This is a genomic window from Bifidobacterium psychraerophilum, assembly GCF_000741705.1.
Taxonomy (GTDB): Bacteria; Actinomycetota; Actinomycetes; order Actinomycetales; family Bifidobacteriaceae; genus Bombiscardovia; species Bombiscardovia psychraerophila.
Genome location: NZ_JGZI01000010.1, coordinates 48,847 through 71,240 on the forward strand (window position 1 = coordinate 48,847; position 22,394 = coordinate 71,240).

Consider the following 22,394-nt stretch of genomic DNA (forward strand, 5'->3'; position numbering starts at 1 on the left):
GGTGAGCTGGTGAGCTGGTGAGCTTGGTCGGCTGGTGAGCTGGTGAGCCGGCATGCCGATGCGCCGGTGACCCGCATAGTTCACCAAGCGTTCATATCGTCTTCCTCATGGATTCTCTCAGGACTTCTAGCCTGTTCATGTTATGCATCGATACCTCCCTGTTCAGCATGCTCCGAACAGCATGCTGAACAGTACCACTGTGATCAGTGCCGGAGCGTGGTCGTGATGCTTACCTGAGCATGAGGGAACTCAAGTATGAATATGAACAACACACACGGGAACAGGGTGGGAGCCCTGCTGCTGGCCACCGTCACGATGATGGCCGGACTCGGGATAGGTGCTGCGGCGGGAATCGGCGTCGGCACCGCGAATGCGGCCTCAACGGTTACGGGGGAAAACGCCAAGGTCGAGATCAACGAGGTCTTCGCGGGCAATACCAAGGCCGCGGGTGATGCCGATGACAAGCGTTGCGATTGGGTGGAGTTGAAGAACACCACCTCAGGCGATGTGGACGTCAAGGGTTGGGGTATATACGACAGCGGCAAAAAAGCGAAGAAGCATTACACGATCGGCACCAGCGCGGTTGTGGTGACCGACACCGTCATCAAGGCCGGTGGGTATCTGGTGGTCTATATCGATCCGGACACCGCCGAACCGGGGCTCGGATCGGATGCCGACAGCGTGTATCTGACCACCAGCAGCGGTGATTTCGTTGACGCCGATGTTGTGGATTCTACGGTCTGGGATGCCAGCACCACGGGTGTCAGTGAGATGAGCGACACCCAATCATGGGTTCGCCAGGCCGACGGCTCCTTCGCACTCTCCGATACGCCGACTCCTGGCGAAGCCAATCCCGGGCAGTCGGACGGTTCGGATTCTGATGATGATGGCACGATTGCGGATAACGATGGGGTTGCGGATTCCACAACAGGCCTCTACCTGAAAAGCATCAACATCGCCACCGACGTGGTGACCATAGCCTCCGGGGCGAGCGGCAACACCGATATCAGCGGCTGGACCATCCGTGACAACAAGGACACGGCCGACCATATCTATACGATCGGGCAGGGCTCCGTCATCGCGGCCGGGGGTGAAGCATCAATCGACCTTTCCGTTCCGGGCATCGGACTCGGCAAGGATGACTCGGTGCGCGTATTCGACGCGAGCGGACGTCAGGTGCTGAAATTCGCATGGACGACGACGAACAGCGGCGCCGTCTTCACGATCAACGATAAGCACAGCGATATGTCTGAGCAGGGCGCCTCCAACACCGAGGAGAGCACGGACAATATCATCAAGGATTCAGCCACGGCCATATTCCTGAAAAGCATCGATGTCGGCAGCGACACCGTGATCCTGGGCTCCAAGGCGAAAACGGACACCAGCCTTGCCGCCTGGACGCTCAGGGATTCGGATGATTCACACATCTACAGCTTCGCGGATGACGCGGTGATCAAAGCCGGTTCGCAGATCAGCACCGGAACGCTGCCATTCGGACTCGGCAAAAGCGACAAGGTCCGTGTGTACAATGCCTCGGGCACGCTCGTGCTCCAATTCTCGTGGAGCGGCGATGACGGCGATGTCGTGTATGTCGCCAACACCGATGCCGACGGGATGGATATCCAGGGTGACGGGGCGGTAACCCCCACGCCGAGTGATAATGCGATGACTGTGAGCAAGTGGGCCGGGCTGTCGATGGTGTCCACGCTCGACCAGGAGAACAGCTTCGGCGCGGTGAGCAGCGACGGTGAACATACCGATGGTAACCTCTCCGGTCTCGTCTACGAGAACGCCAGCAAAACCTTGTGGGGCGCCGATAACGATCTCAACCCGACGCTGGGCATCACCGGTCCGAAGGGCGCGGGATCGATCAACAAGTTCGTCAGCGACGGCAGCGGCCTGAAGCAGGACTCAAGTGACGGTTGGAGTTTCACGCTCGATGGCATCAGCAAGGGCGGCAAGCAGCTGCATTTCAAGGACGGCACGGGCGGCGTCGATGCCGAGGGCATCACACTGATCAACAACTCCTCGGATTCCGGCATATTCATCGGCGCGGAACGCGACAACGAGAACAAGAAGGTGCCCCGCCCATCCATCCTCAAATACGATGCCAAGAGCACCACCACCGACACGAACGGTGATGGGGCGCAGGATATGACCGCATCGCAGGAATGGAATCTCAGCGGTGAACTCGCAACAGCGGGATTGACCTTCGCGGAAGGTGACGACGCGAACCTTGGTGTTGAAGGAGTCGCCTACGTTCCGGATTCATATCTGACGGCGCACGGATTCACCACGCGTGACGGGGGAGTGTATCGCCCCGCCGACTACAAGAACTCCTACGCCGGCCTCTTCCTGGCGGCCATAGAGAAGAACGGGCATATCTACGCATTCGCCCTGGCGGATGACGGCACGGTCACCCTCGTGCAGGACATCTCACTGCCGCAAGCCGCGATCAACGCGGGTTACAGCGGTCCGCGTGATCTGACCTGGGACGGCGAACATCAGCAGCTGCTCGCCCAAGGTGACAATGATTCGGGAAGTGGTGCGATGATCGCCACATACACACTCAGCGGCACCGGTTTCGCGCTCACATCGCTGATGGCGACACCGGCTGAGATCGCCGGTCAGAACACCGAAGGATTCGCCATCACACCCGATGCGCAATGCGCAAGCGTCGCAGGTGGAGCCACCGGGAAACGCTACAAGCCCGTCTATTGGAGTGATGACGGCGTCAGCCAGGGACATTCCCTGCGCACAGGCTATATGCTGTGCGGCGATGGCACCCAGACACAGTCGCAGACCGGGCAGCAGGGTGCCGCGACGGGAAGCACCACGGAGAATGCCGGCACATCCGGCAGTACCACATCCGGCAGCACCGGGAAGGGACTGCTGGCCACAACCGGCAGCGATCTGGCGGAGGCATCCATCCTCGCCGGAGTGCTCGTGGCACTGGCCGTGATGCTGATGGCGCTTCGCGGAGGCATCCGATTGCGCGCATCGAATGATTCGTCCGCGAAGGATTCATCCATCAACAAGTAGCGGATGCACGAGTCATGCATCAACGAGTAAGGCATCAACGAGTCATGCATGGACGATAGTCCTGCACGACTTCGTGTGCCCACAGTGAAGATGGAGGGAAACGCCACGCTCTTTGCCGGCATTCACAGGCTCTCCTTGAAGACGTGCCCATAATGGAAATGAAGATACGCCACTATGACCGCGTCTCAAGGGGATGGAGCAAGAATCGTGACCTGTATCGTAAACTGTCTGCCATTGAACGAAGAGGAACGTCAGCGTTTCATACTCGCCGCAGGGGATGTCCGCCAGGAATTCGTCGTGGACGGCTCCTCACGCGAAGGCATGAACTGGAAGGCGAGCATTCCCGAGAATCTCAGGGAATCCGCAAGCGCCATCATCGGCAACGTTCCTATCGAGCAGATCCGGGACTGCACCTCACTCGAATGGTTGCAGACCTTCAGCGCGGGTGTGGATGCATACCTCAAGGAGGGTGTGCTTGCGCCCGGGGTCAAGGTCAGCAGCGCTTCAGGAGCCTATGGACTGGCGGTTTCCGAGCATCTCTTCGCGATGATGATGGCTCTGATGAAGAATCTGCCATCATATAGGGATCTGCAGAGGGAGCATCAATGGTCGCCGCTGGGGCGGGTGCAATCACCTGATGGAGCCACGGTACTGGTGCTCGGCACCGGGGACATCGGAGCCCACTTCGCGCGTCTGTGCAAGGCCTGTGGCGCCCACACCGTCGGCGTGCGGCGTGATGCCGGGAAACAGGTCGAAGGCATCGACGAGATGCATGCTTTCGAGGAACTCGACACCCTGCTCGGTGCGGCCGATGTGATCGCGCTCGCCTTGCCGTCGACTCCCGAGACCCGTCATATCATCGATGAAAGCCGTCTGCGTCTGATGAAGTCGGATGCGATGGTGATCAATGCGGGAAGGGGCGATGCGATCGACTGCGACGCTTTGGCCGCGGCCCTGCATGAGCAGCGCATCTCCTCCGCTGGTCTTGATGTGACCGATCCGGAACCGCTGCCCGCGGAGCACCCGCTTTGGAATGAATCCCGATGCCTGATCACGCCGCATGTCGCTGGTGGCACGCATCTGAAGCAGACGGCGGATCGCATCATCGACATCGCGCTTGAGAATGTGCGACGATACGTCCGCGGCGAAGACCTCCTCAACAGGATGCGTTGATGATGACTGATCACGGCGAGGACGGGAAAGCCCCTCAGATCGGGGAATGGTTCCAGGAACAGCCGGTGGTGCCGGAGGAGCCGGCACCAGGGCACCACATACTGCGGAAGATCCTCGTGTTCTCCGTCGCCGCGATACTGGGACTCAGCGCTGCCGCATATGCGATGCACAGCCTGAAATCCTCCAAAGTGAATGCCGGGAACAGCACTGCCGAAAACGCGGTGGCGGGCTCCGGCGCCAAATCGCCTCTGCTGACCAGCTCCAGCGATTTCGACAAGGACGGCATCGACGATTACAGCGATATCGTCGCGGGCGCACATGAGCAGGCTCGGGAGAAACCCACCTACGACGATGGCTATTACCAGGGGGGATATCCGCCCGCCGACCGAGGGGCATGCACCGATATGGTGTGGCATGCCTTCGCCAATGCCGGTTACGATCTCAAAGGCATGGTCGACAAGGACATAGCGCAGGATCCGCAGGCTTATGCGTCGGTTGTCAGCACGCCTGATCCCAATATCGACTTCCGCCGGGTGGGTGTGCTCTCCGTGTTCTTCACCCGCTATGGTGACAGCCTGACGACCGATGTCTCGCAACATGACCAGTGGCAGCAGGGCGATCTCGTCGTATTCGACCGCACCTGGCATATCGGCATCGTTTCCGAGAACCGCGACAAGCAGGGGATACCGCTGCTCCTGCACAATATGGGCCAGCAGCACAGGGAGAACGACTATCTGAGTTTCGCCAGCCATCGTCCGATAACCGCCCATCTGCGCTTCGAACCGAGCAAACTTCCGGCATCGCTTCGCCTGGCATGGAAGCAGTCCTGAAGGCCCATCAGTGGGCACGAAGCCCTGTCACAAGGACGGTCGGCGTGTTCGCAGCGCTACGCCATGAATCATCCTGCTGCCGATTCCCGGGATTCAGGCTCTTATGGCCGGTCATCCCTTCACGGAAGGCTCATTGATACCGGGCGAGCACGCCGTCATGTCCAACGGTGGACTATCCTTATTGAGGTTGCGGGGGCCAATTTTTCAACACAGTTACCCCTATCGCGGCCCGTTTTAAGCCAATGCGTTTCGATACGCAGAATCAGCCACGAGGGCAGGTGAGAACGATGATGAGGGTATTCAGCACCATCAATGGACAGATTGAACAAATCGAAAAACCGGAAACCGGCGCATGGTTATGCCTGAGCGAACCTTCAGATGTCGAACTTGCCAATGTCTCGCAGACGACCGGCGTCGATCTCGCCGATCTGCGCGCACCTCTTGATGATGAGGAACGCTCGCGCGTCGATGTCGAGGACGGATACACGATGGTCATCGTCGATATCCCGACCGTCGAACAGCGTGGGGGACGTGACTGGTACGAGACGATCCCGTTGTCGATCATCGTGACCGAAGGCCTGATCATCACGGTGTGCATGCAGGACACCCCTGTGCTGCACCCCTTCATGGAGGGGACGATCAGAGGTTTCAACACCTTCATGAAATCCCGCTTCATCCTTCAGATCCTGTACCGGAACGCGACCACCTACCTGCGCTACCTGCGCATCATCGACCGCGAATCGGATAAGTTGGAACTCAAACTGCGTCATTCGATGCAGAACCGCGAAATCGTGATGCTGCTCGAGCTCAGCAAGACCTTGGTCTATTTCGCTACCAGCTTGAAGTCCAACGAGATCGTGTTGGAGAAACTCACCAGCCTCGACCGCATCCGGCAGTATCCGGATGACGAGGATCTGCTTGGCGACGTGATCACCGAGAACAAGCAGGCCATCGAGATGGCGAACATCTATTCGGGCGTTCTTGCGAACATGACCGATGCCTTCGCATCCATCGTGTCGAACAACGTGAGCAACGTCATGAGGATCTTCACGATCATCTCCATCACCCTTTCCATTCCAACCCTGATCTTCTCGATGTACGGCATGAACTTCCAGAACGGCATGTCGGGGATGCCGCTTACGGACAAGCCGTGGGGCTTCGTCGCGATCATCATCATTTCGATGCTGATCTCCATCCTGGTGACCTGGTTCCTGACCAGATCGAAGCTCTTCAAGTAGCCACCCGCCGGACCGGTGCCACGGGGCTCTGCGACCACCCTCGCGATCCGCATCGGCACAGTCCGCAGAGCACTGGCAAATGAGCCATTCCCTACCCATGTTTACAATGCTGTGTTAGGTTAATGCGAAAGACGGGGAACGATTACATTCCACGTAAGGGGCATTCGTCCAAGAGAAAGGAACACTCAGCTATGACAGAAAGCTCAGTGTCTGCTGCCGTGAAGAGTGGGGATAGCAAGGCTGCGGGGCACGCAGACAATCCTCTTGTGGAGGTAAGCCACGTCGACAAGTACTTCGGCGATTTGCATGTGCTCAAAGACATCAACCTCAAGGTCACCAAAGGCGAGGTTCTCGTCATCATCGGGCCTTCCGGCTCCGGTAAGTCCACCTTGTGCAGAACGATCAACAGGCTTGAGGCGATAGATTCGGGTGTTATTCGCATCGATGGTGAGCCATTGCCGCAGGAGGGCAAGGATCTGACCAGATTGCGCGCCGAGGTCGGCATGGTGTTCCAGTCCTTCAACCTCTTCGCGCACAAGTCGATTCTTGACAATGTGACCCTTGCCCCGCGCAAGGTCCGTCGTATCAGCAAGGACCAGGCCGACAAGGAGGCCATGGAACTGCTCGCCCGTGTGGGTGTGGATTCGCAGGCCAAGAAGTTGCCGGCACAGCTTTCAGGTGGACAGCAGCAGCGCGTCGCCATCGCCCGTTCCCTGGCGATGCATCCCAAGGTGATGCTGTTCGATGAGCCTACAAGCGCACTCGACCCTGAGATGATCAACGAGGTTCTTGACGTCATGGTCGACCTTGCCAAAGAGGGCATGACCATGATCGTGGTGACGCACGAGATGGGCTTCGCCCGTCAGGCCGCGAATCGTGTGGTATTCATGGCCGATGGTGAGATTCTCGAAGAGGGCACTCCAGAAGAGTTCTTCGAGCACACCAAGACGGAACGTGCCAAGGACTTCCTCGGCAAGATTCTGGATCACTAAAAGCAATCAGGCCGCTTCGGGCCGAAGACACGATCCGCCCCCCGAATGAGGCATACGATGCAATCCGGCTGTGGGCGCGCAACAGCGTCCGGGTGCAGACCGGATATCCGTTCCAAGCAACGGAGATTACAATAGATGAATATTTCGGCGTGCTTTCCACTCTGTGGACGTCGAAGGGGGATGGGGCGACCGCCACGCTGGTGACGGCACATCATTGCATATGGCGACACAGAGTGGGCGTTGCACCCTGTGCTCGAGTACTTGCACCACCGATCAGTTCTTTCGCTGCTCATATCAGCCGCGGAAGCTGCGATTTCGGGTATGCGCCGCTGATATAGGACATCAGCGGGTAACAACATCGAGTCATCATTGAGTGCGGGAAAACGTGAAGGGACAAGCATCAATGCGGCGGACAGCAATGAAATGCCCCGTCGAATATGCTCTGTCGGGCGTTTGTCCCGCATTTGGTGGGAAGAGAGAGGAATCACTATGAAATCAGTATTCAAGAAGGCTCTGGCCGCTGCTGTGGCGGTTGCGAGCCTGGCATCACTCGCCTCGTGCGGTGGCTCAGCCGACAGCGCAAGCAGCGCCGATGGTCCGAAGATCAAGATCGGCATCAAATTCGATCAGCCGGGACTCGGCTACAAGCAGGGCAACACCTACACCGGATTCGATGTTGATGTCGCCAAATACGTGGCGAAGAAGCTCGGGTATTCCGAGAACCAGATCGAATGGAAGGAAGCCCCTTCCAAGCAGCGTGAAACCTTGATCCAGAACGGCGATGTCAATATGGTTATCGCCACCTATTCGATTTCCGATGACCGCAAGAAGGTCGTCGATTTCGCAGGGCCGTATTTCGTCGCAGGCCAGGATCTTCTGGTTCGTTCCAACGACACCGCCATCAAGGGACCGGGCTCGCTTGACGGCAAGAAACTCTGTTCCGTCACCGGCTCCACATCCGCTCAGAACATCAAGGACCACTACGCGAGCAAGGTCCAGCTCATGGAGCAAAGCGGCTACGCCGAGTGCGTCACCGCTCTGATCTCCGGCACGGTCGATGCCGTCACCACCGATGACATCATCCTCGCGGGACTCGCCGCGGCCAAGGGCGACGGCCAGCTGAAGGTGGTCGGCAAGCCATTCACCCAGGAACGCTACGGCATCGGTGTCAAGAAGGGCGACACCACGCTGGTGAAGAAGATCAACGCCGCACTCAAGGAGATGGAGGAGGACGGTTCCTGGCAGAAGGCACTCGACAGCGCCACCAAGGGGACCGGCTACAAGGCCAACTCGAAGTACAATCCGCCGACGGCCTTCGACGCCGCCTCCAGCACGCAGGACTTCTGATAGCGATTCGGCACACCGATCGTCGCATCGTCGGGCATGATTCGATGCGACCATCGGTGACCGCGCAGTTTCAGACCGATTTTGAAGATGAACAAAGAAAAGAGGAAACATGTCTGAATTTATGACATTGTTCTCCACCTACGATGTGTTCGGTGCATTCAAAGTGAACATCGAACTCACGTTATGGAGCGCGCTGTTCTCGCTGGTGCTCGGCATCGTGCTCGTCATGATGCGCATATGCCCTGTGTCGAGCCTGAGGGGTCTCGCGTCCGGTTTTGTCGAGTTCTTCAAGAACATGCCTCTGACCATCATCATGGTCTTCATGGTGCTCGGCGTGTTCGGTCAGTTGAAGTTCCAGTTCTCGGACAACTTCGATACGAACTTCTTCTGGCTGGCGGTCTGCGGGCTTTCCATGTACACCTCGGCCTTCGTATGCGAATCCCTGAGATCGGGTATCAACACCGTCCCGCTCGGGCAGGCAGAGGCAGCACGCTCCCTCGGTCTGGGATTCATGCAATCCGCCAGAATCGTGATCCTCCCGCAGGCTTTCAGAGGTTCCGTGGCTCCTCTGGGCAACACCTTGATCGCGCTGCTCAAGAATTCGACGGTCGCCGCCGCGGCTTCCGTCAGTTCGGAAACGTCAAGCCTGATGAGCTCGATGATCGAGAACGACGCCTCCAAGATAGTGACGATCTTCCTGATCTTCGCCATCGGATACGTCATCATGATCATTCCCATCGGCCTGATCACCACCTGGCTGTCCAACAAACTCGCGGTACGCAGGTAGGAAGAGGGAGACATCATGAGTACAAGCACAACATCCCCTGCTGCACCCAAGGTGAAGCGAGTGAAGAAGCGCAAGCTGAACGAGGCATCGGTCCTCTTCGACGAACCGGGGCCAAAGTCCAAGCGACGCATCCTGTTCATCAACCTCATCGGTCTCGCCTTCATCGTCGTGCTGGCGATAGCGGTGCTGTCGCGGCTCGCCAACCCTCCACAGGGGCAGAACCAGCTGAGTTGGAGCCTGTGGAAGCCCGCGTTGAACGCCGAAGCGTGGAAGGACTTCTATCTGCCTGGTCTCTTGCAGACCTTGGAGGCTTCGGTCGTGGCGATAATCGGTTCCGTGTTCTTCGGTGTGATTTTCGGTATCGGACGTCTGCTCGGCTTCGCGCCCATCAGGTGGATCTCCTCAATCATCGTGGAATTCTGCAGGGCCGTACCGGTGCTGCTGTTCATGATCTTCCTGTGGCGGGGATTCTCGGCTATGGGCATCAGCGACAATGCGGCTTTCCTGGCCGTTGTCGTCGGTCTGATTCTCTACAACGGTTCCGTGGTGGCCGAGCTGGTCCGCTCGGGCGTCGGCAATCTGCCCAACGGGCAGCGCGAGGCCGCTTTGGCGTTGGGTATGAGCCCGCTGCGTTCCCTGCTCTCGGTTGAGGTTCCCCAGGCTCTGATCGCCATGCTTCCGGCCCTGATCACACAGCTGGTCGTCGTGCTGAAGGATACGGCGCTTGGTTCGATCATCACCTACACCGATCTGCTTCAGGAATCACGACGTCTCGGTTCCGCCAACTTCAACATGCTGCAGACCCTCGTCGTGGCGGCGGTGATCTACTTCATCTTCAGCTACCTGCTGTCCCGTCTGGCCGAATCGCTCCCACGACGCATGCGTCGCAGGACCACCGGCATCACCATCGAGCCGGTCCAGGCACCGATCGCGATCATGGATCCGTCCAACACCAGCATGATCGAACGTGCCGGCGAACGCGAATTGCCCTTCAATGGTGCGGAACAGCCCTTCCATGACCACTATCACGGTTCGAACGCCGTGGCGGGCAAGTGGAAAGGCAGCCATTTCGAACATGGACATGATCCGAACCATCCGGTGAACAAACACAACAAGTGGTGACAGCGCTGTACAGGCCTGTGCGATCAAGGGGACGTCTATTCGGGGGCGTCCCCTTGATTGTCATATGCTGAGATATCGCCGATGAATACGCGGCAGTGTCCAAGCGAATAGCGATAATGCACCATATGCATTCCAACGAAAACAGCACAGCGTCGCATGCCGAGGCAATCGAAGAACCGCAATTTCGCTACAACGCCGATATGGCGCAACTCATAGAGGAAAAATGGCAGAAGACATGGGAAGGTCAGGGGACCTTCTGGGCTGCCAATGTGGGCGGAGATCTGGTTGATGGGGCAGGAAAGCACGCGGATAAGCGCGATCCGTACTTCGTCATCGATATGTTCCCGTATCCCTCCGGCAAAGGACTGCATGTAGGACATCCTCTGGGCTACATCGCCACCGACGTGGTGAGCCGCTATCACCGCATGAAGGGCGAGAATGTGCTTCACGCGATGGGATATGACGCCTTCGGTCTGCCGGCGGAGCAGTATGCAGTGCAGACGGGGCAGCATCCCCGCATCACCACCGAGCAGAACATCGCCAATATGCGCCGCCAGCTGCACCGCATGGGTCTCAGCTTCGATGACCGACGCTCCTTCGCGACCATCGACCCCGGCTACGTCCGTTGGACGCAGTGGATTTTCTCCCGCATCTACGACTCCTGGTATGACCCCGAATTCAAGCGCGAGGATGGGGGAGTCGGTTCCGCACGCCCGATCAGCGAGCTCATCGAGGCTTTCTCCACCGGGTCGAAGCAGATCCCCGGGCATGACCACGAATCGTGGGAAGCGCTGAGCGCAGCCGAGCAGTCCGAGGTGCTCAACGATTTCCGTCTCGCCTACATCTCCAAATCCCCGGTCAACTGGTGCCCGGGACTCGGTACGGTGCTCGCCAACGAGGAGGTCACCGCCGAGGGGCGTTCGGAGCGTGGCAACTTCCCGGTGTTCCAACGTGAACTCAAACAGTGGTCGATGCGCATCACGGCTTATGGGCACCGCCTGATCAATGACCTTGATGAGCTTGATTGGCCCGAGAAGGTCAAGCTGATGCAACGCAACTGGATCGGTGAATCCCACGGAGCCTCGGTGCATTTCTCGGTCGAGACCGCCGATGGCGAGAAGGATATGGAAGTCTATACCACTCGCCCGGATACCCTGTTCGGCACCACCTTCGCGGTGGTGTCCCCGGAGCACAGGCTCCTTGATGCGATTCCGGAGCAATGGCCGGCTGATATCCCGGAATCCTGGAAGGGCGGCTACGCGAATCCCCGGGAGGCGGTCAAGGAATACAGGCGCGCTTCCGAATCCAAAACCGCCAAGGACCGTGTGGACGAGGCAGGGGAGAAGACGGGCCTCTTCACCGGTTTGTACGCGACCAACCCGATCACCGGCGCCAAACTCCCGGTCTTCACGGCCGACTATGTGCTGATGGGCTATGGTACCGGCGCGATCATGGCGGTTCCCGGCGGCGATCAGCGTGATTATGATTTCGCGGTCAAATACGGTCTGCCGGTGATCTATACCGTCAAACCGCTGGAGGGCGCGGAGGAGAAGCTGGAATCATACGAGGGCACCGCGCCTTTCGTGTCGCACGACGGCATCGTGATCAATTCCTCCGTTGAACACACCAAGGTATTGGGTGACGCGTTGAGCCTCGACGGCCTTCGTGTGGATGCCGCAATCGCCAAGGTCACGCAATGGCTTGAAGAGGCCAAGGTCGGCACCGGCAAAACCTCTTACCGTCTGCGTGATTGGCTGTTCTCACGTCAGCGCTATTGGGGCGAGCCCTTCCCCGTCGTCTATGACGAGGAAGGCCTCCCGCATCTGATCCCTGACGACCAGCTTCCCGTGAACCTGCCGGAAGTCCCTGATTACAGCCCGAAGACCTACGATCCCAACAACGCGGACAGCAATCCGGAGGCTCCTCTCAGCCGCAATGACGACTGGGTCGAGGTCACGCTGGATCTGGGGGATGGCCCGCGCAAATATCATCGTGACACCAATACGATGCCGAATTGGGCCGGTTCATGCTGGTATTACATGCGGTACATCGACCCGGCCGATCAGCAGCATATGGTCGAATCCAACGAGTTCGACTACTGGCTCGGACCGCAGCACAACGACACGGCGGGTACCTCGGGAGGCGTGGACCTCTACGTCGGTGGCGTCGAGCATGCCGTGCTCCACCTCCTGTATTCGCGTTTCTGGCACAAGGTGCTCTACGATCTCGGCTTCGTCAGCTCGAAGGAGCCTTTCCACAAGTTGTTCAACCAGGGAATGATCCAGGCATACGCCTACACGGATGAGCGTGGGCAGTACGTCCCGGCCGCCGAGGTCGAGGAGAAGGATGGCGGTTTCATCTACGAGGGTGAGAAGGTCAACCGCGAATTCGGCAAAATGGGCAAGAGTCTGAAGAACATCATCACACCTGATGATATGTATGACACCTATGGTGCGGATACCTTCCGTCTCTATGAGATGAGCATGGGGCCTCTGGCCGAGTCCCGTCCGTGGAACACGCGCAATGTGATCGGCGGTATGCGCTTCCTGCAACGCTTGTGGCGCAATGTGATCGACGAAGGCAGCGGTGAGCTGGTCGTCAGCGATGATGTTCCGGATGAGAAGACGCTGAAACTCCTGAACAACACCATCCATGACGTGACCGAGGAGATGGAGGCGATGCGTCCCAATACGGCCATCTCCAAGCTGATCGTGCTGAACAACCATCTCACATCGCTGCCATCCGTCCCGCGTAGCGTGGTCGAGCCCTTGATCCTGATGCTCGCACCCGTCGCGCCGCATATCAGCGAGGAACTGTGGGCGAAGCTGGGTCATGAGGATTCGCTCGCGCACGCCGACTGGCCGCGCTATGACGAGCAATACCTCGGACAGGACACCGTGACCGCCGTGGTGCAGGTCAAGGGAAAGATCCGCGGCAAGCTTGAGGTGAGCCCGGATATCGATCCGAAGGAACTGGAGACCCTCGCCCTCGCCCTTCCCGCCGTGCAGGAAAGGCTCGGCGGCAAGCCGCCTCGCAAGGTCATCGTGAAGGCGCCTCGAATCGTGTCTGTGGTTCCCGGGGTCTGAGGGCTCCCAGCCGATAGATGCCGCCACCGCCCAAAGCGACGCGGCACGCAGTGACACCTGCTCCACCAGGGATGGAAACGGACTCCACAAGGTCCGTGAAGCATTCCGGTGGGGCAGTCGTCATATCCGGGCTGTGTGAAACGCCATCACTCATCGTTGCCGCACATTCGACCACACCAGCCGATTGCCGTCATGGCACCCGGCAAGGCGGTGCCATCCTGATGCGATGACAACCACGGTGGAACGACTCAGGATGCTTGATAGAGCAGCGATCGAAGGACCCGACTCGGACGCTGCCGAGGGAGACGGTCGGCGTCCTTCCGCATCCGGCGGCGATGCCTTCGATGCGGGGCAGGTGGGACTTCAGAAGGGCCACACGCTGGACCACGCTGGGGACCATCCACTGGGGTTTGCGGTGGGCCATCCACCGGGTCTTGCGGAGCTGCTCGCCCAGGCGGATGGCCACGGTCGTGACGGTGATGGCCTCGGAACGCAGGGTGATGCCCTGTCCGGGGAAAACGGTGGTGCAAGGAGAACGCCTCGCGTCAGGGACGAGGCCCGTCTTCATTTCGGTATCGGCCATGCCCTGATCGTCATCCTCATTCTGGTGGCCGCATTATGTGCAAGCCTGACCCTGCTGATCCAGCAGGCGAGGAATTACGCGGCCTTCGAACGCCAATCATGGACCCTCGCCAAAAGCCGGGAAAGCCCGTCACAGACCGAGATGCACCCGGATCCGGGCACCACCCCCTCGGATCCGGGCTCGCCTTCCGGGGAACCTTCGGCTGACTCCTCCGCGCAACCATCCGATGAGGTTCCTGCAGCGCCCTCCGTGGAGGCTTCGCATACGTCGGCGCTGATCGACCTCAATACGGCAAGCAGCGCGGATCTGACCACGATCAAAGGCATCGGGCCGGTCACAGCCGAGAAGATCGTGGCCTATCGCAGCACCATCGGCAGATTCCACAGCGTGGATCAGCTGCTCGATGTGCAAGGTATCGGGGTCAAAACCCTCGAAAAACTACGACCCCACCTGACCGTGCAATGATGACAGGGCATACGTGGCATACACGGCATACACGGCGGCCGCGGCAGTCGCGGAGCGATCCGTCCATTCGTATGGTGTGCGCCGATGGGCGTGAGAGGGGCAGCCGCGACCTGAGAATGATGCCGCTAGCATGCGCGGCGTGGGTGGGTGCGTTATCCGCTCCGAGGATCCTCGATGCGAGTACGGCGCCGACGGAGATGCCGCCTGTCGTATTCGCCACGATAGTCGTGGTCGTGGTGCTGCTGGTCACCATGCTTGTAGCCACAGTGCTTTTCGACACAGTGCTCTTCACCCGGTGCGCCGCCGCACGTCACCGATCAACCGTGGGGAAGGGCCACGCCGCATATGTCGGCGGTGCATCGGCACCGTTGAGACGGTGCCTGCCGATGCTGCTGCTGATGTTCGTCGCAGGCGGTGCGGCGGCTCTGAGCGCCATCGCCGATGAGACGGTGTCACGTGGTGACGCTGCTTCCGTGATGGCCTCGGAGCGGGCCGGAAGGGTCGAGATCGTAGCCGAGGTACTGTCTCCTGCCGTGTCCTGCACCTTCCGTGGCAGTGATTGCATGATGAGCATACGGATACGGTCCCTGCGATCAGCAGAGTCGGCCACGCCATCCTCGGCGGAGGCGACGCTCTTCGCATCGGGGCCGGGCTGTATGTTGCAAAGCGGCGCGGTCTATCGATTGACCGGGAAGCTCAGCCATTCCTCCTACTCGAAGGAGCTGTGGTTCACACTGGCCGTGGATGACCGGGCTCCGGCTCCCCGCCTGGTGGTGCAGGCTCCCGGATGGAAACGGGCCATCACGCTGATGCAGCGGCGTTTTCTTGCCGTGACGGCACGACTGGGGGAGCAGGGGAGGGTGCTGGTGCCCGGTTTGACGCTGGGGGTTCTGGGACAGGAAGCCATTGACGGCGGCGGTGCCATGCCGGGGGCGGCGATCGTGGACCCGGCCTATGCGGAGGGAATCAAGGAGGATTTCCGGCGTTCGGGCATCATCCATCTGATGGTCGTGTCAGGAGGCCACTTCCTGCTTCTGGAGTCCGCAGTCATCTCCATGGCGCGAACACTGCGTATGCATCGCGTACTCATCGCATGCGCCACCGCGATCGCGTCACTGGCCCTGGGCCTGTGCGTCTATCCTTCGGCCGCCGTGGACCGTGCTTTCGCCATGAGTCTGCTCGGGGCATGCTCCCTGATGCTGGGACGACCCCGGCAGACGATCAGCCAACTGTCGTGGGCCGTCATCGTGATGCTGCTGCTGCACCCTCGTTTGGCTCATAGCTACGGTTTCGCGCTGTCGTGTGCGGCGGTGCTGGGCATCGCATTATGGTCGGGCCCGACCATGAAGATGCTGCATGCGATGCTGCCCGCTCCGATCGCGAAGGCGCTTGCGGTCACCATAAGCGCGCAATTGCTCACACTGCCGATTCAACTCCTGATCGATCCGAAGCTGCCTCTGCTGTCGGTACCCGCCAACCTGCTGGTGACCCCGGTGGTCAGCGCGGCGACGGTCTGCGGTCTGCTCTCACTCGCCCTCGCCTGGTGCGCGCCGCAGCTCTCGTATCACCTGGCATGGCTCGCTTCGTGCGGCACCTCACTGATGGAGGATTGTGCCACATGGATCGGCAACAGCCCGTATGCGATGCTTCCCTGGGTGCAGGGGTGGGTCGGCGCCCTTTCGGTGTTCCTGATGGAGATGCTATTGCTCATCGCCTGCTCCGTCGCACGAAGGATGCGGGGCGGAGGTGATGACCCAGGGGCCGATGGCGTGCCTTACCAACCCCGTCGGCTGGATGCGCTGCGCTTCTGGTGGCGTGAGAGCAAGGAGATGTTCGGGCTCGGCGGGGATTGAAGGATGCCTCTTGCGATGGCAGGCATTGTCCAGTACGGACGCGAAATTGGAGGTTATGGCAAAGTCACGGTCGGTACAGGCACCATTCACGCTTGTGGTCGGAGGGGATGCATTCCTCAATGCGCAGTGCATGCATGATCTGCGCAACGCGGCGTGCGCAAACAGGCCGGATGCCGAATTGATCGAACTCGACGCCTCGGATTGCGATGCCTACGCCTTTGATGAGGCCGTAGGACCCTCACTGCTCAGTGAAAGCTCCATCGTGGTGATGACCCATCTGGAACGTGCCGATGACAGACTCGGTGCGGCGATGGAAGCCTACTGCAAGCAGAACAACGGAAACGGGGAACAGGCCAGTCTGGTGATCTGCCAGCATGAAGGCGGGCAGAAAGGCAAACGGCTGCTGGACAAGCTGGTCAAAGCGGGTGCGGACAGGCAGAACATACCTGATCTGAAGAAGTTCGATGCGAAGATCAACTTCGTATACGCCATGATGGAGCGCAACGGGCGAAGAATCGAAGCCGCGGCAGCCCAGCAACTCGTCAACGTGCTCGGCGATGACACCGGTGAGCTGGCGGCCATGTGCAATCAGCTCTGTTTCGATTTCGATGAGAATCCGATCGGCCTTGATACGGCGAACACCTATCTCACGGCGAATCCCCAGGTCACAGGTTTCCTGGTGGCGGACAGGGCTGTGGAGGGCAGGACCGCCGATGCAATCATCGCCATGCGGTCGGCTGTGGAACAAGGCATCTCCCCAATCGCACTGATCGGCGCTTTGGCGTTGAAGCTCCGCATGATCGCCAAAGCGGCAGCCATCAAATCGGGAAGCATATCCCAGGCGGAGGCCAAGGCAAGCCCCTGGCAGATCAGGGCGGCAAGCAGGCAGCTTTCCGGCTGGACCTCGCAGGGCCTTGGTCGTTGCATCGAGGCGCTCGCGGATGCCGATGAGCAAAGCAAGAGCAGCGGCGGTGATCCGGTATTCGCACTGGAAAGCGCGATTGAACTGCTTGGCGTAAAAGGACGTCAGGCGAGATAATCGATGCAGTGCGAACATGATGGAGGCAGATGAACGTGGATGACCACTCTGAGAGCAGTGGCAGTGTGAGGATCGAGGCGCCGACAGCCGATGCGATGCGCGATGTGGGCCGTGCCATCGCGCGCTATGTACATGGGGGAGACGTGTTGCTGCTCGCCGGTCCTCTCGGTGCCGGTAAGACCACATTCGCCCAGGGCTTCGGCACGGGACTGGGCGTGGAAGGCCCCATCGTGTCCCCGACCTTCACGATAGCCAGAGAGCTCAGTGGCCGTTTCGAGGATGGGTCGCCGGCGCATCTGGTTCATGTTGACGCCTACCGCCTGGGCAGCACGCAATTCGCACCCGGTGAGGATGTCACATCGAGACTGCTTGATGAGCTTGAGTCCCTCGGGCTGGATGAGGAACTGGAAAGTCCTGGTGCCGATACGCTGGTGCTGATGGAGTGGGGCCAGCAGATGGCCGTTGCACTGGCGCCGGAACGGCTGGAAATCGTCATAGAGCGTCCTGTGGAGCATCGGAGCGGTGATGCGGATACGGAACTGAGCAGTGCCGGGACGCGCATCGTATCGATTACAGGAGTAGGCTCTGCATGGGCGGAGCGACTGGAGCGCATGCGCAGTGAGATCGCATGACGGGTGCCGACGCCAGGCTTGTATCGCACAGGGAGACAGGGCAATGACTGATCAGAACACACGTCACACGATGCGGCATACGCAGGAGCCCGGCGACGCGCAGCAACACGGCGATGCCCCGATTGGCGGGAACGGAGACACGGTCACCCTGATCATCGACACCTCATTCGGTTCGACCGTCGGTGTGCTTGGGCATACACCCATCGTTGAGAGTGATTCACGTTCGCATGTGGAGCGGTTGCAGCCGAATATCGCACGGGCCATGCAGGATGCCGGTGTCGCAGCCGATCGGATCGGACGCATCGTCGTCGGCGTCGGCCCCGCCCCGTTCACGGGACTTCGTGCAGGCATCGTGGCCGCGAAGGCCATAGCCTATGCGAGTGGTGCGGAACTGCTGGGGCAGGATATCCTCGAAGTCCAGCATGACTGGATGCGCAGGCTGCTTCATCAGTCATCGGATGGTCGGGTCAGGCATGTGACGCTGGCCGTCAACGATGCGCGCCGGCATCAGTTGTATTACGCGCTGTATATGGATGAGCGCGTCCTGATGGCGATGGACATCGATTTCCCGGCTGACATCGTCCGGAAGATCATCGCATGCCTGGAATCCGAAGCGGGCGATACCGATGCCTTCGTCATCGATATCGTCGGTCATGGCGCCCAACGCTACAGCGATGTGTGGGCGACGATGCAGCAGCCTGATGCCGAAGCATCAGCCCAGCAGGTACGGCAAACGGCGCTCAGTGTGGGCAGGGTGATCGATCAATCGGTGTTGGATCAGGGTGAGGAGGGTCTCGCCATATTCGCCCAAGCCGCGGTGCGACGCATGGAGGGGGGAGAGGCCTTGCCTGCCGAGCCGCTCTACCTGCGCAGACCCGATGTCTCGGTGCCCAAACCTCTGAAACAGGTTCTGCATCATCCTGAGCATCCCGCGGATGCCCACGCGAACCATGACGTCCAGCGGCCCGCAGCAACAGGCGATGAGCTGCGATGATCCGCTCACTGCTTGAAAAGGACATCGCATCCATCGCGAAGCTCGAACGCGAGCTCTTCGGTCCGGGGGCCTGGAGTGAGGCTCTGGTGCGGCAGGAGATCAATGCGCCGGCCCGCAACTATCTGGTCGACGAGGGGCCCGAAGGAGGGATCCGGGGATATGCCGGCTACTGGTATGACGGCGATGACGCGGAACTCATGACGATCGGCGTCGCCAAAAGATGGCAGCGGCGGGGCATCGCGATTCATCTTCTCGAATATCTGCTGAGCCAGGCCCATCAACAGGGTGCCCGACGGATGCTGCTTGAAGTCCGCGTCGACAATGAAGCGGCGATCAGCATGTATGCACGACTTGGTTTCCTCCGTATCGGCCTGCGAAAGCGTTACTATCAACCCGAGGGCGTGGACGCCTACACCATGTCCCTGGATATCGCTCAATGGGCAGCGATGTCCTATGCCGGGAGACTGCCCCAGAGTGATGGGGCAAGGCGGCATCCGAGTCCCGCTCAGGCTGATGCCGTGGGGACGGATACGGACGCCACGCGGCAGGGGGATACGCCGACGGGGCGGAATATGACGGCAATGAATGATGCGGTGCGGAAGGATTGATGATGAGCGATGCGATAACAGGTGAAGCGGGAGCTTCCCAAACGCAAACTCTCGATGCGGACACACGGATGCACGGCATCACGGTGCTGGGTATCGAATCCACCTGTGATGAGACCGCCGCAGCCGTTATCCGCGATGGACGTCTGATTTCCAATGTGGTCGCCTCCTCGATGCTGGAACATGCACGCTACGGTGGCGTGATACCCGAAATCGCATCGCGGGCCCATGCGGAATCCTTCGTACCGGTCGTATCCAAGGCGCTTGCGGATGCGAATCTTGATCTCAGCGATGTGGATGCGATCGCCGTATCCGCCGGACCGGGTCTGGCAGGATGCCTTGCAGTCGGGGTATCCGGGGCGAAATCCTTGGCATGGGCTGCGAAGAAACCGATATACGGCATCAATCATGTCATCGGGCACATCGCCGTCACCCAGTTGCAATTCGGTGCCTTTCCGGAAGACACGATGGCCCTGATCGTCTCCGGAGGTCATACCTCCCTGCTCCATGTGCGTGATGTGGCACGGCATGTGGATGTTGTCGGCACCACGCTGGACGATGCGGCCGGTGAGTGCTTCGACAAGATCGCACGCCTGCTCGGTTTCCCATATCCGGGCGGCCCGCATATCGATAAGCACGCCCGCACCGGTGACCCGCATGCCATCCGTGTGCCCAAAGGACTCACCCAAGGCAAATCAGCCGCCAAGCATCCATACGACTTCAGCTTCTCCGGCGTCAAAACGGCTGTGGCACGTTGGATCGAGGGCGAAGAGGCCGCTGGGCACGCCATTCCGGTCGATGATGTGTGCGCCTCCCTTGCGGATTCAGTGGCCGATGTGCTGGCCGAAAAAGCGATGGCGGGTTGCGCGCAATACGGGTCGGACACCCTGATCGTCGGTGGCGGATTCTCCGCGAATTCGCAGTTGCGCGAGAAGCTGCAACAGGTGGGAGAGCGCGAAGGTGTGCAGGTGCGCATCCCGAGAATCGCGCTCTGCACCGACAACGGTGCGATGGTGGCCATGCTCGGTTCGAACCTGCTGGCCTCCGGCATCGCACCCTCATCAGCTGACTTCCCGATCGACTCTGCGATGCCGTTGACCCAGATCGTGATGCCCTGAATCATCCAAGGATCACAGGGTTTGGATCCTCTTGAAATCGCGTAGTGCCGGGACGGCCAGAGGTGTCATCGTCACCAGGAAGTAAATGACTCCCAGAATGGCCAGAGTGCTTTGCAGCCCGATGAGATGGGACATGAACCCTCCCATCAGCGATCCGATAGGCATCAGACCCCAGGTGAGGGCGCCGGTGAGAGAGATGATTTTCCCGCGTGACTGCTCGGGCATCCTCTCATACAGGACCGCGCCGAGGATGGGATTGAGGAATCCCGAGCCTATGCCACCTATGACCATCGTCATCAGGACCACATTCATCGGTGCGTTCATAGCCATGGCGATATACCGTGGGGCACCCGCGAGCAGATAGCCCACGATGAACACGGGGAAGCGCGGAAGTCTGGAAGCGAGGATCGTTGCCAGCAGACTGCTGATGATGGCCGGGAAGGTCAGCGCCGCGAAGAGCAGACCAAGAGTCTGCGAGCCGTGATGCTGTGAGATGACCCAGGCGGGAGCGAGCACATCGGTCCAGGCGATATCTATCATATTCGTGATGGCCGGAATCAGAGCGAGTCCGAATACGGTGGGAATCGCGATCAGCGACTTCCATCCATCGGCGATATCGCTCATATACGTCGAAACGCCCGCGCGCAGATGAGTCAGGGTGAGCCCGGTATGCATATGCCGTGCATGCTGCTTGGATGATGCCTCAGTCTGTGTTGTCTGAGCCTGTGTCGTCTGAACCGGGGTTGTCCGGTGCTGCGTCTTCTGACTCCCCGCCTCGTCCCCGTGACCGGGTTGAGACGTCGAGAGCAATGGCAGCAGCGCAGGACGGACGATGAAGGAGATGAGCGTCGCGCCGATGATCAGTCCCAAAGCCGTGAACGCCAAGGCATAAGGTCCTCCGACAAGACCTATGATGACACCTCCCGCAGCGGATCCGATGGTGCTCGCCAGACGTTCGGTCGTACCGGACAGACCCGTGATTCTTTCCATCGGTTGTTTCGCGAATTGGGCAACGGTCGGGGAGAGCACGCTTTTGGCGCTATTCGATGGGCCACGCAAGGCGCCGACGACGGCCACAATCGCGATCAATGCGGGGATCGAGAACAGATGCAGGGCCCACAACAGTGGGATGAGCGCTATGAAACATGCACTCGCGTAATCGCAGAAGACCGAGATGCGCGTGGGTCCCAGCCTGTCGATCAGCGGGCCGGAGACCAGATTCGCCAGAACCAGGGTGCCCAGTTGGACTGCGCTGACGACACCGGTGGCAGCGGTGTTATGCGTCAGGTTGAGGACCATCCAGGGGACCGCGAGACTGCTTAATGCGGTACCGAACAAGGACACCACATCAGAACAGAGCCAAGCCGCCACGACGATGCGCGTGCGCGACGAAGTCCTGCTGGCGGCATGTTGTGCGGAACCGCCCGAGGTCGGATGGCCGGGTGCGATGATGTCCGCTGCATCGGTGACGATGTCGGGGTCGTCCAT

General features: G+C 59.8%; 17 protein-coding genes. 16 read left to right on the forward strand and 1 reads right to left on the reverse strand.

Annotated features, from left to right (window positions below; genetic code table 11):
• The first annotated feature begins 255 nt into the window (after positions 1–255).
• From BPSY_RS11970 to tsaD, 16 genes are all read left to right on the forward strand, one after another.
• On the forward strand, positions 256–3,042 hold the full coding sequence (locus BPSY_RS11970) for a lamin tail domain-containing protein (RefSeq protein ID WP_033497562.1): 2,787 nt from the start codon (positions 256–258) through the stop codon (positions 3,040–3,042).
• 207 nt (positions 3,043–3,249) lie between these two features.
• A complete protein-coding gene (locus BPSY_RS07420; protein ID WP_238556825.1) occupies positions 3,250–4,215 on the forward strand; it encodes a D-2-hydroxyacid dehydrogenase in 966 nt (321 codons plus the stop codon).
• Entirely contained in the window at positions 4,215–5,045 is an 831-nt protein-coding gene (locus BPSY_RS07425) for a DUF1287 domain-containing protein (protein ID WP_051921830.1), read from the forward strand. Before BPSY_RS07420 ends, BPSY_RS07425 begins: the two co-directional genes overlap by 1 nt.
• A 287-nt stretch (positions 5,046–5,332) precedes the next feature.
• Positions 5,333–6,283: a magnesium transporter CorA family protein gene (locus BPSY_RS07430; protein ID WP_033497583.1), complete on the forward strand. Its 951-nt coding sequence runs from the start codon at positions 5,333–5,335 to the stop codon at positions 6,281–6,283.
• A gap of 191 nt (positions 6,284–6,474) precedes the next feature.
• Positions 6,475–7,275, forward strand: a complete 801-nt coding sequence (locus tag BPSY_RS07435) for an amino acid ABC transporter ATP-binding protein (protein WP_033497564.1) — start codon at positions 6,475–6,477, stop codon at positions 7,273–7,275.
• A gap of 489 nt (positions 7,276–7,764) precedes the next feature.
• Complete coding sequence (locus tag BPSY_RS07440; RefSeq protein ID WP_051921831.1) at positions 7,765–8,622, forward strand: glutamate ABC transporter substrate-binding protein; 858 nt, start codon at positions 7,765–7,767, stop codon at positions 8,620–8,622.
• A 109-nt stretch (positions 8,623–8,731) separates the two neighbouring features.
• Positions 8,732–9,409 (forward strand): amino acid ABC transporter permease, encoded by a 678-nt coding sequence (locus BPSY_RS07445; protein ID WP_033497566.1) that lies wholly within the window; start codon positions 8,732–8,734, stop codon positions 9,407–9,409.
• Positions 9,410–9,424: 15 nt separating this feature from the next.
• Positions 9,425–10,531: an amino acid ABC transporter permease gene (locus BPSY_RS07450; protein ID WP_081884340.1), complete on the forward strand. Its 1,107-nt coding sequence runs from the start codon at positions 9,425–9,427 to the stop codon at positions 10,529–10,531.
• A 125-nt stretch (positions 10,532–10,656) separates the two neighbouring features.
• Complete coding sequence (gene leuS / locus BPSY_RS07455; protein WP_034886839.1) at positions 10,657–13,617, forward strand: leucine--tRNA ligase; 2,961 nt, start codon at positions 10,657–10,659, stop codon at positions 13,615–13,617.
• Between the two features lie 253 nt (positions 13,618–13,870).
• A complete protein-coding gene (locus tag BPSY_RS11145; protein ID WP_051921832.1) occupies positions 13,871–14,665 on the forward strand; it encodes a ComEA family DNA-binding protein in 795 nt (264 codons plus the stop codon).
• A gap of 143 nt (positions 14,666–14,808) precedes the next feature.
• Positions 14,809–16,518 carry a ComEC/Rec2 family competence protein gene (locus BPSY_RS07465; protein WP_052118909.1) on the forward strand — a complete coding sequence of 570 codons (1,710 nt, stop codon included), beginning with the start codon at positions 14,809–14,811 and terminating at the stop codon, positions 16,516–16,518.
• Between the two features lie 55 nt (positions 16,519–16,573).
• Complete coding sequence (gene holA / locus BPSY_RS07470; RefSeq protein ID WP_033497918.1) at positions 16,574–17,557, forward strand: DNA polymerase III subunit delta; 984 nt, start codon at positions 16,574–16,576, stop codon at positions 17,555–17,557.
• 29 nt (positions 17,558–17,586) lie between these two features.
• Positions 17,587–18,189, forward strand: coding sequence for a tRNA (adenosine(37)-N6)-threonylcarbamoyltransferase complex ATPase subunit type 1 TsaE (gene tsaE, locus BPSY_RS07475; RefSeq protein WP_033497879.1), 603 nt, complete (start codon positions 17,587–17,589; stop codon positions 18,187–18,189).
• A gap of 43 nt (positions 18,190–18,232) precedes the next feature.
• On the forward strand, positions 18,233–19,183 hold the full coding sequence (tsaB, locus tag BPSY_RS07480; RefSeq protein ID WP_238556826.1) for a tRNA (adenosine(37)-N6)-threonylcarbamoyltransferase complex dimerization subunit type 1 TsaB: 951 nt from the start codon (positions 18,233–18,235) through the stop codon (positions 19,181–19,183).
• On the forward strand, positions 19,180–19,791 hold the full coding sequence (gene rimI, locus BPSY_RS07485; protein ID WP_081884341.1) for a ribosomal protein S18-alanine N-acetyltransferase: 612 nt from the start codon (positions 19,180–19,182) through the stop codon (positions 19,789–19,791). The genes tsaB and rimI overlap by 4 nt, the downstream gene beginning before the upstream one ends.
• A 68-nt stretch (positions 19,792–19,859) precedes the next feature.
• On the forward strand, positions 19,860–20,906 hold the full coding sequence (gene tsaD, locus BPSY_RS07490; protein WP_033497912.1) for a tRNA (adenosine(37)-N6)-threonylcarbamoyltransferase complex transferase subunit TsaD: 1,047 nt from the start codon (positions 19,860–19,862) through the stop codon (positions 20,904–20,906).
• Between the two features lie 12 nt (positions 20,907–20,918).
• Here the strand turns inward: tsaD and BPSY_RS07495 are convergent, their stop codons facing one another.
• Entirely contained in the window at positions 20,919–22,394 is a 1,476-nt protein-coding gene (locus BPSY_RS07495) for an MFS transporter (protein ID WP_034886776.1), read from the reverse strand.

What these genes read in the sequence shown, in the direction of transcription:
- tsaE (WP_033497879.1), top strand. Translation starts at nt 17,587, where the DNA reads ATGAACGTGGATGACCACTCTGAGAGCAGTGGCAGTGTGAGGATCGAG.
- BPSY_RS07450 (WP_081884340.1), top strand. Translation starts at nt 9,425, where the DNA reads ATGAGTACAAGCACAACATCCCCTGCTGCACCCAAGGTGAAGCGAGTG.
- BPSY_RS11970 (WP_033497562.1), top strand. Translation starts at nt 256, where the DNA reads ATGAATATGAACAACACACACGGGAACAGGGTGGGAGCCCTGCTGCTG.
- BPSY_RS07435 (WP_033497564.1), top strand. Translation starts at nt 6,475, where the DNA reads ATGACAGAAAGCTCAGTGTCTGCTGCCGTGAAGAGTGGGGATAGCAAG.
- BPSY_RS07425 (WP_051921830.1), top strand. Translation starts at nt 4,215, where the DNA reads ATGATGACTGATCACGGCGAGGACGGGAAAGCCCCTCAGATCGGGGAA.
- tsaD (WP_033497912.1), top strand. Translation starts at nt 19,860, where the DNA reads ATGCACGGCATCACGGTGCTGGGTATCGAATCCACCTGTGATGAGACC.
- leuS (WP_034886839.1), top strand. Translation starts at nt 10,657, where the DNA reads ATGCATTCCAACGAAAACAGCACAGCGTCGCATGCCGAGGCAATCGAA.
- BPSY_RS07445 (WP_033497566.1), top strand. Translation starts at nt 8,732, where the DNA reads ATGTCTGAATTTATGACATTGTTCTCCACCTACGATGTGTTCGGTGCA.
- rimI (WP_081884341.1), top strand. Translation starts at nt 19,180, where the DNA reads ATGATCCGCTCACTGCTTGAAAAGGACATCGCATCCATCGCGAAGCTC.
- holA (WP_033497918.1), top strand. Translation starts at nt 16,574, where the DNA reads ATGGCAAAGTCACGGTCGGTACAGGCACCATTCACGCTTGTGGTCGGA.
- BPSY_RS07440 (WP_051921831.1), top strand. Translation starts at nt 7,765, where the DNA reads ATGAAATCAGTATTCAAGAAGGCTCTGGCCGCTGCTGTGGCGGTTGCG.
- tsaB (WP_238556826.1), top strand. Translation starts at nt 18,233, where the DNA reads ATGACTGATCAGAACACACGTCACACGATGCGGCATACGCAGGAGCCC.
- BPSY_RS07430 (WP_033497583.1), top strand. Translation starts at nt 5,333, where the DNA reads ATGATGAGGGTATTCAGCACCATCAATGGACAGATTGAACAAATCGAA.
- BPSY_RS11145 (WP_051921832.1), top strand. Translation starts at nt 13,871, where the DNA reads ATGCTTGATAGAGCAGCGATCGAAGGACCCGACTCGGACGCTGCCGAG.
- BPSY_RS07495 (WP_034886776.1), bottom strand. Translation starts at nt 22,394, where the DNA reads ATGGACGACCCCGACATCGTCACCGATGCAGCGGACATCATCGCACCC.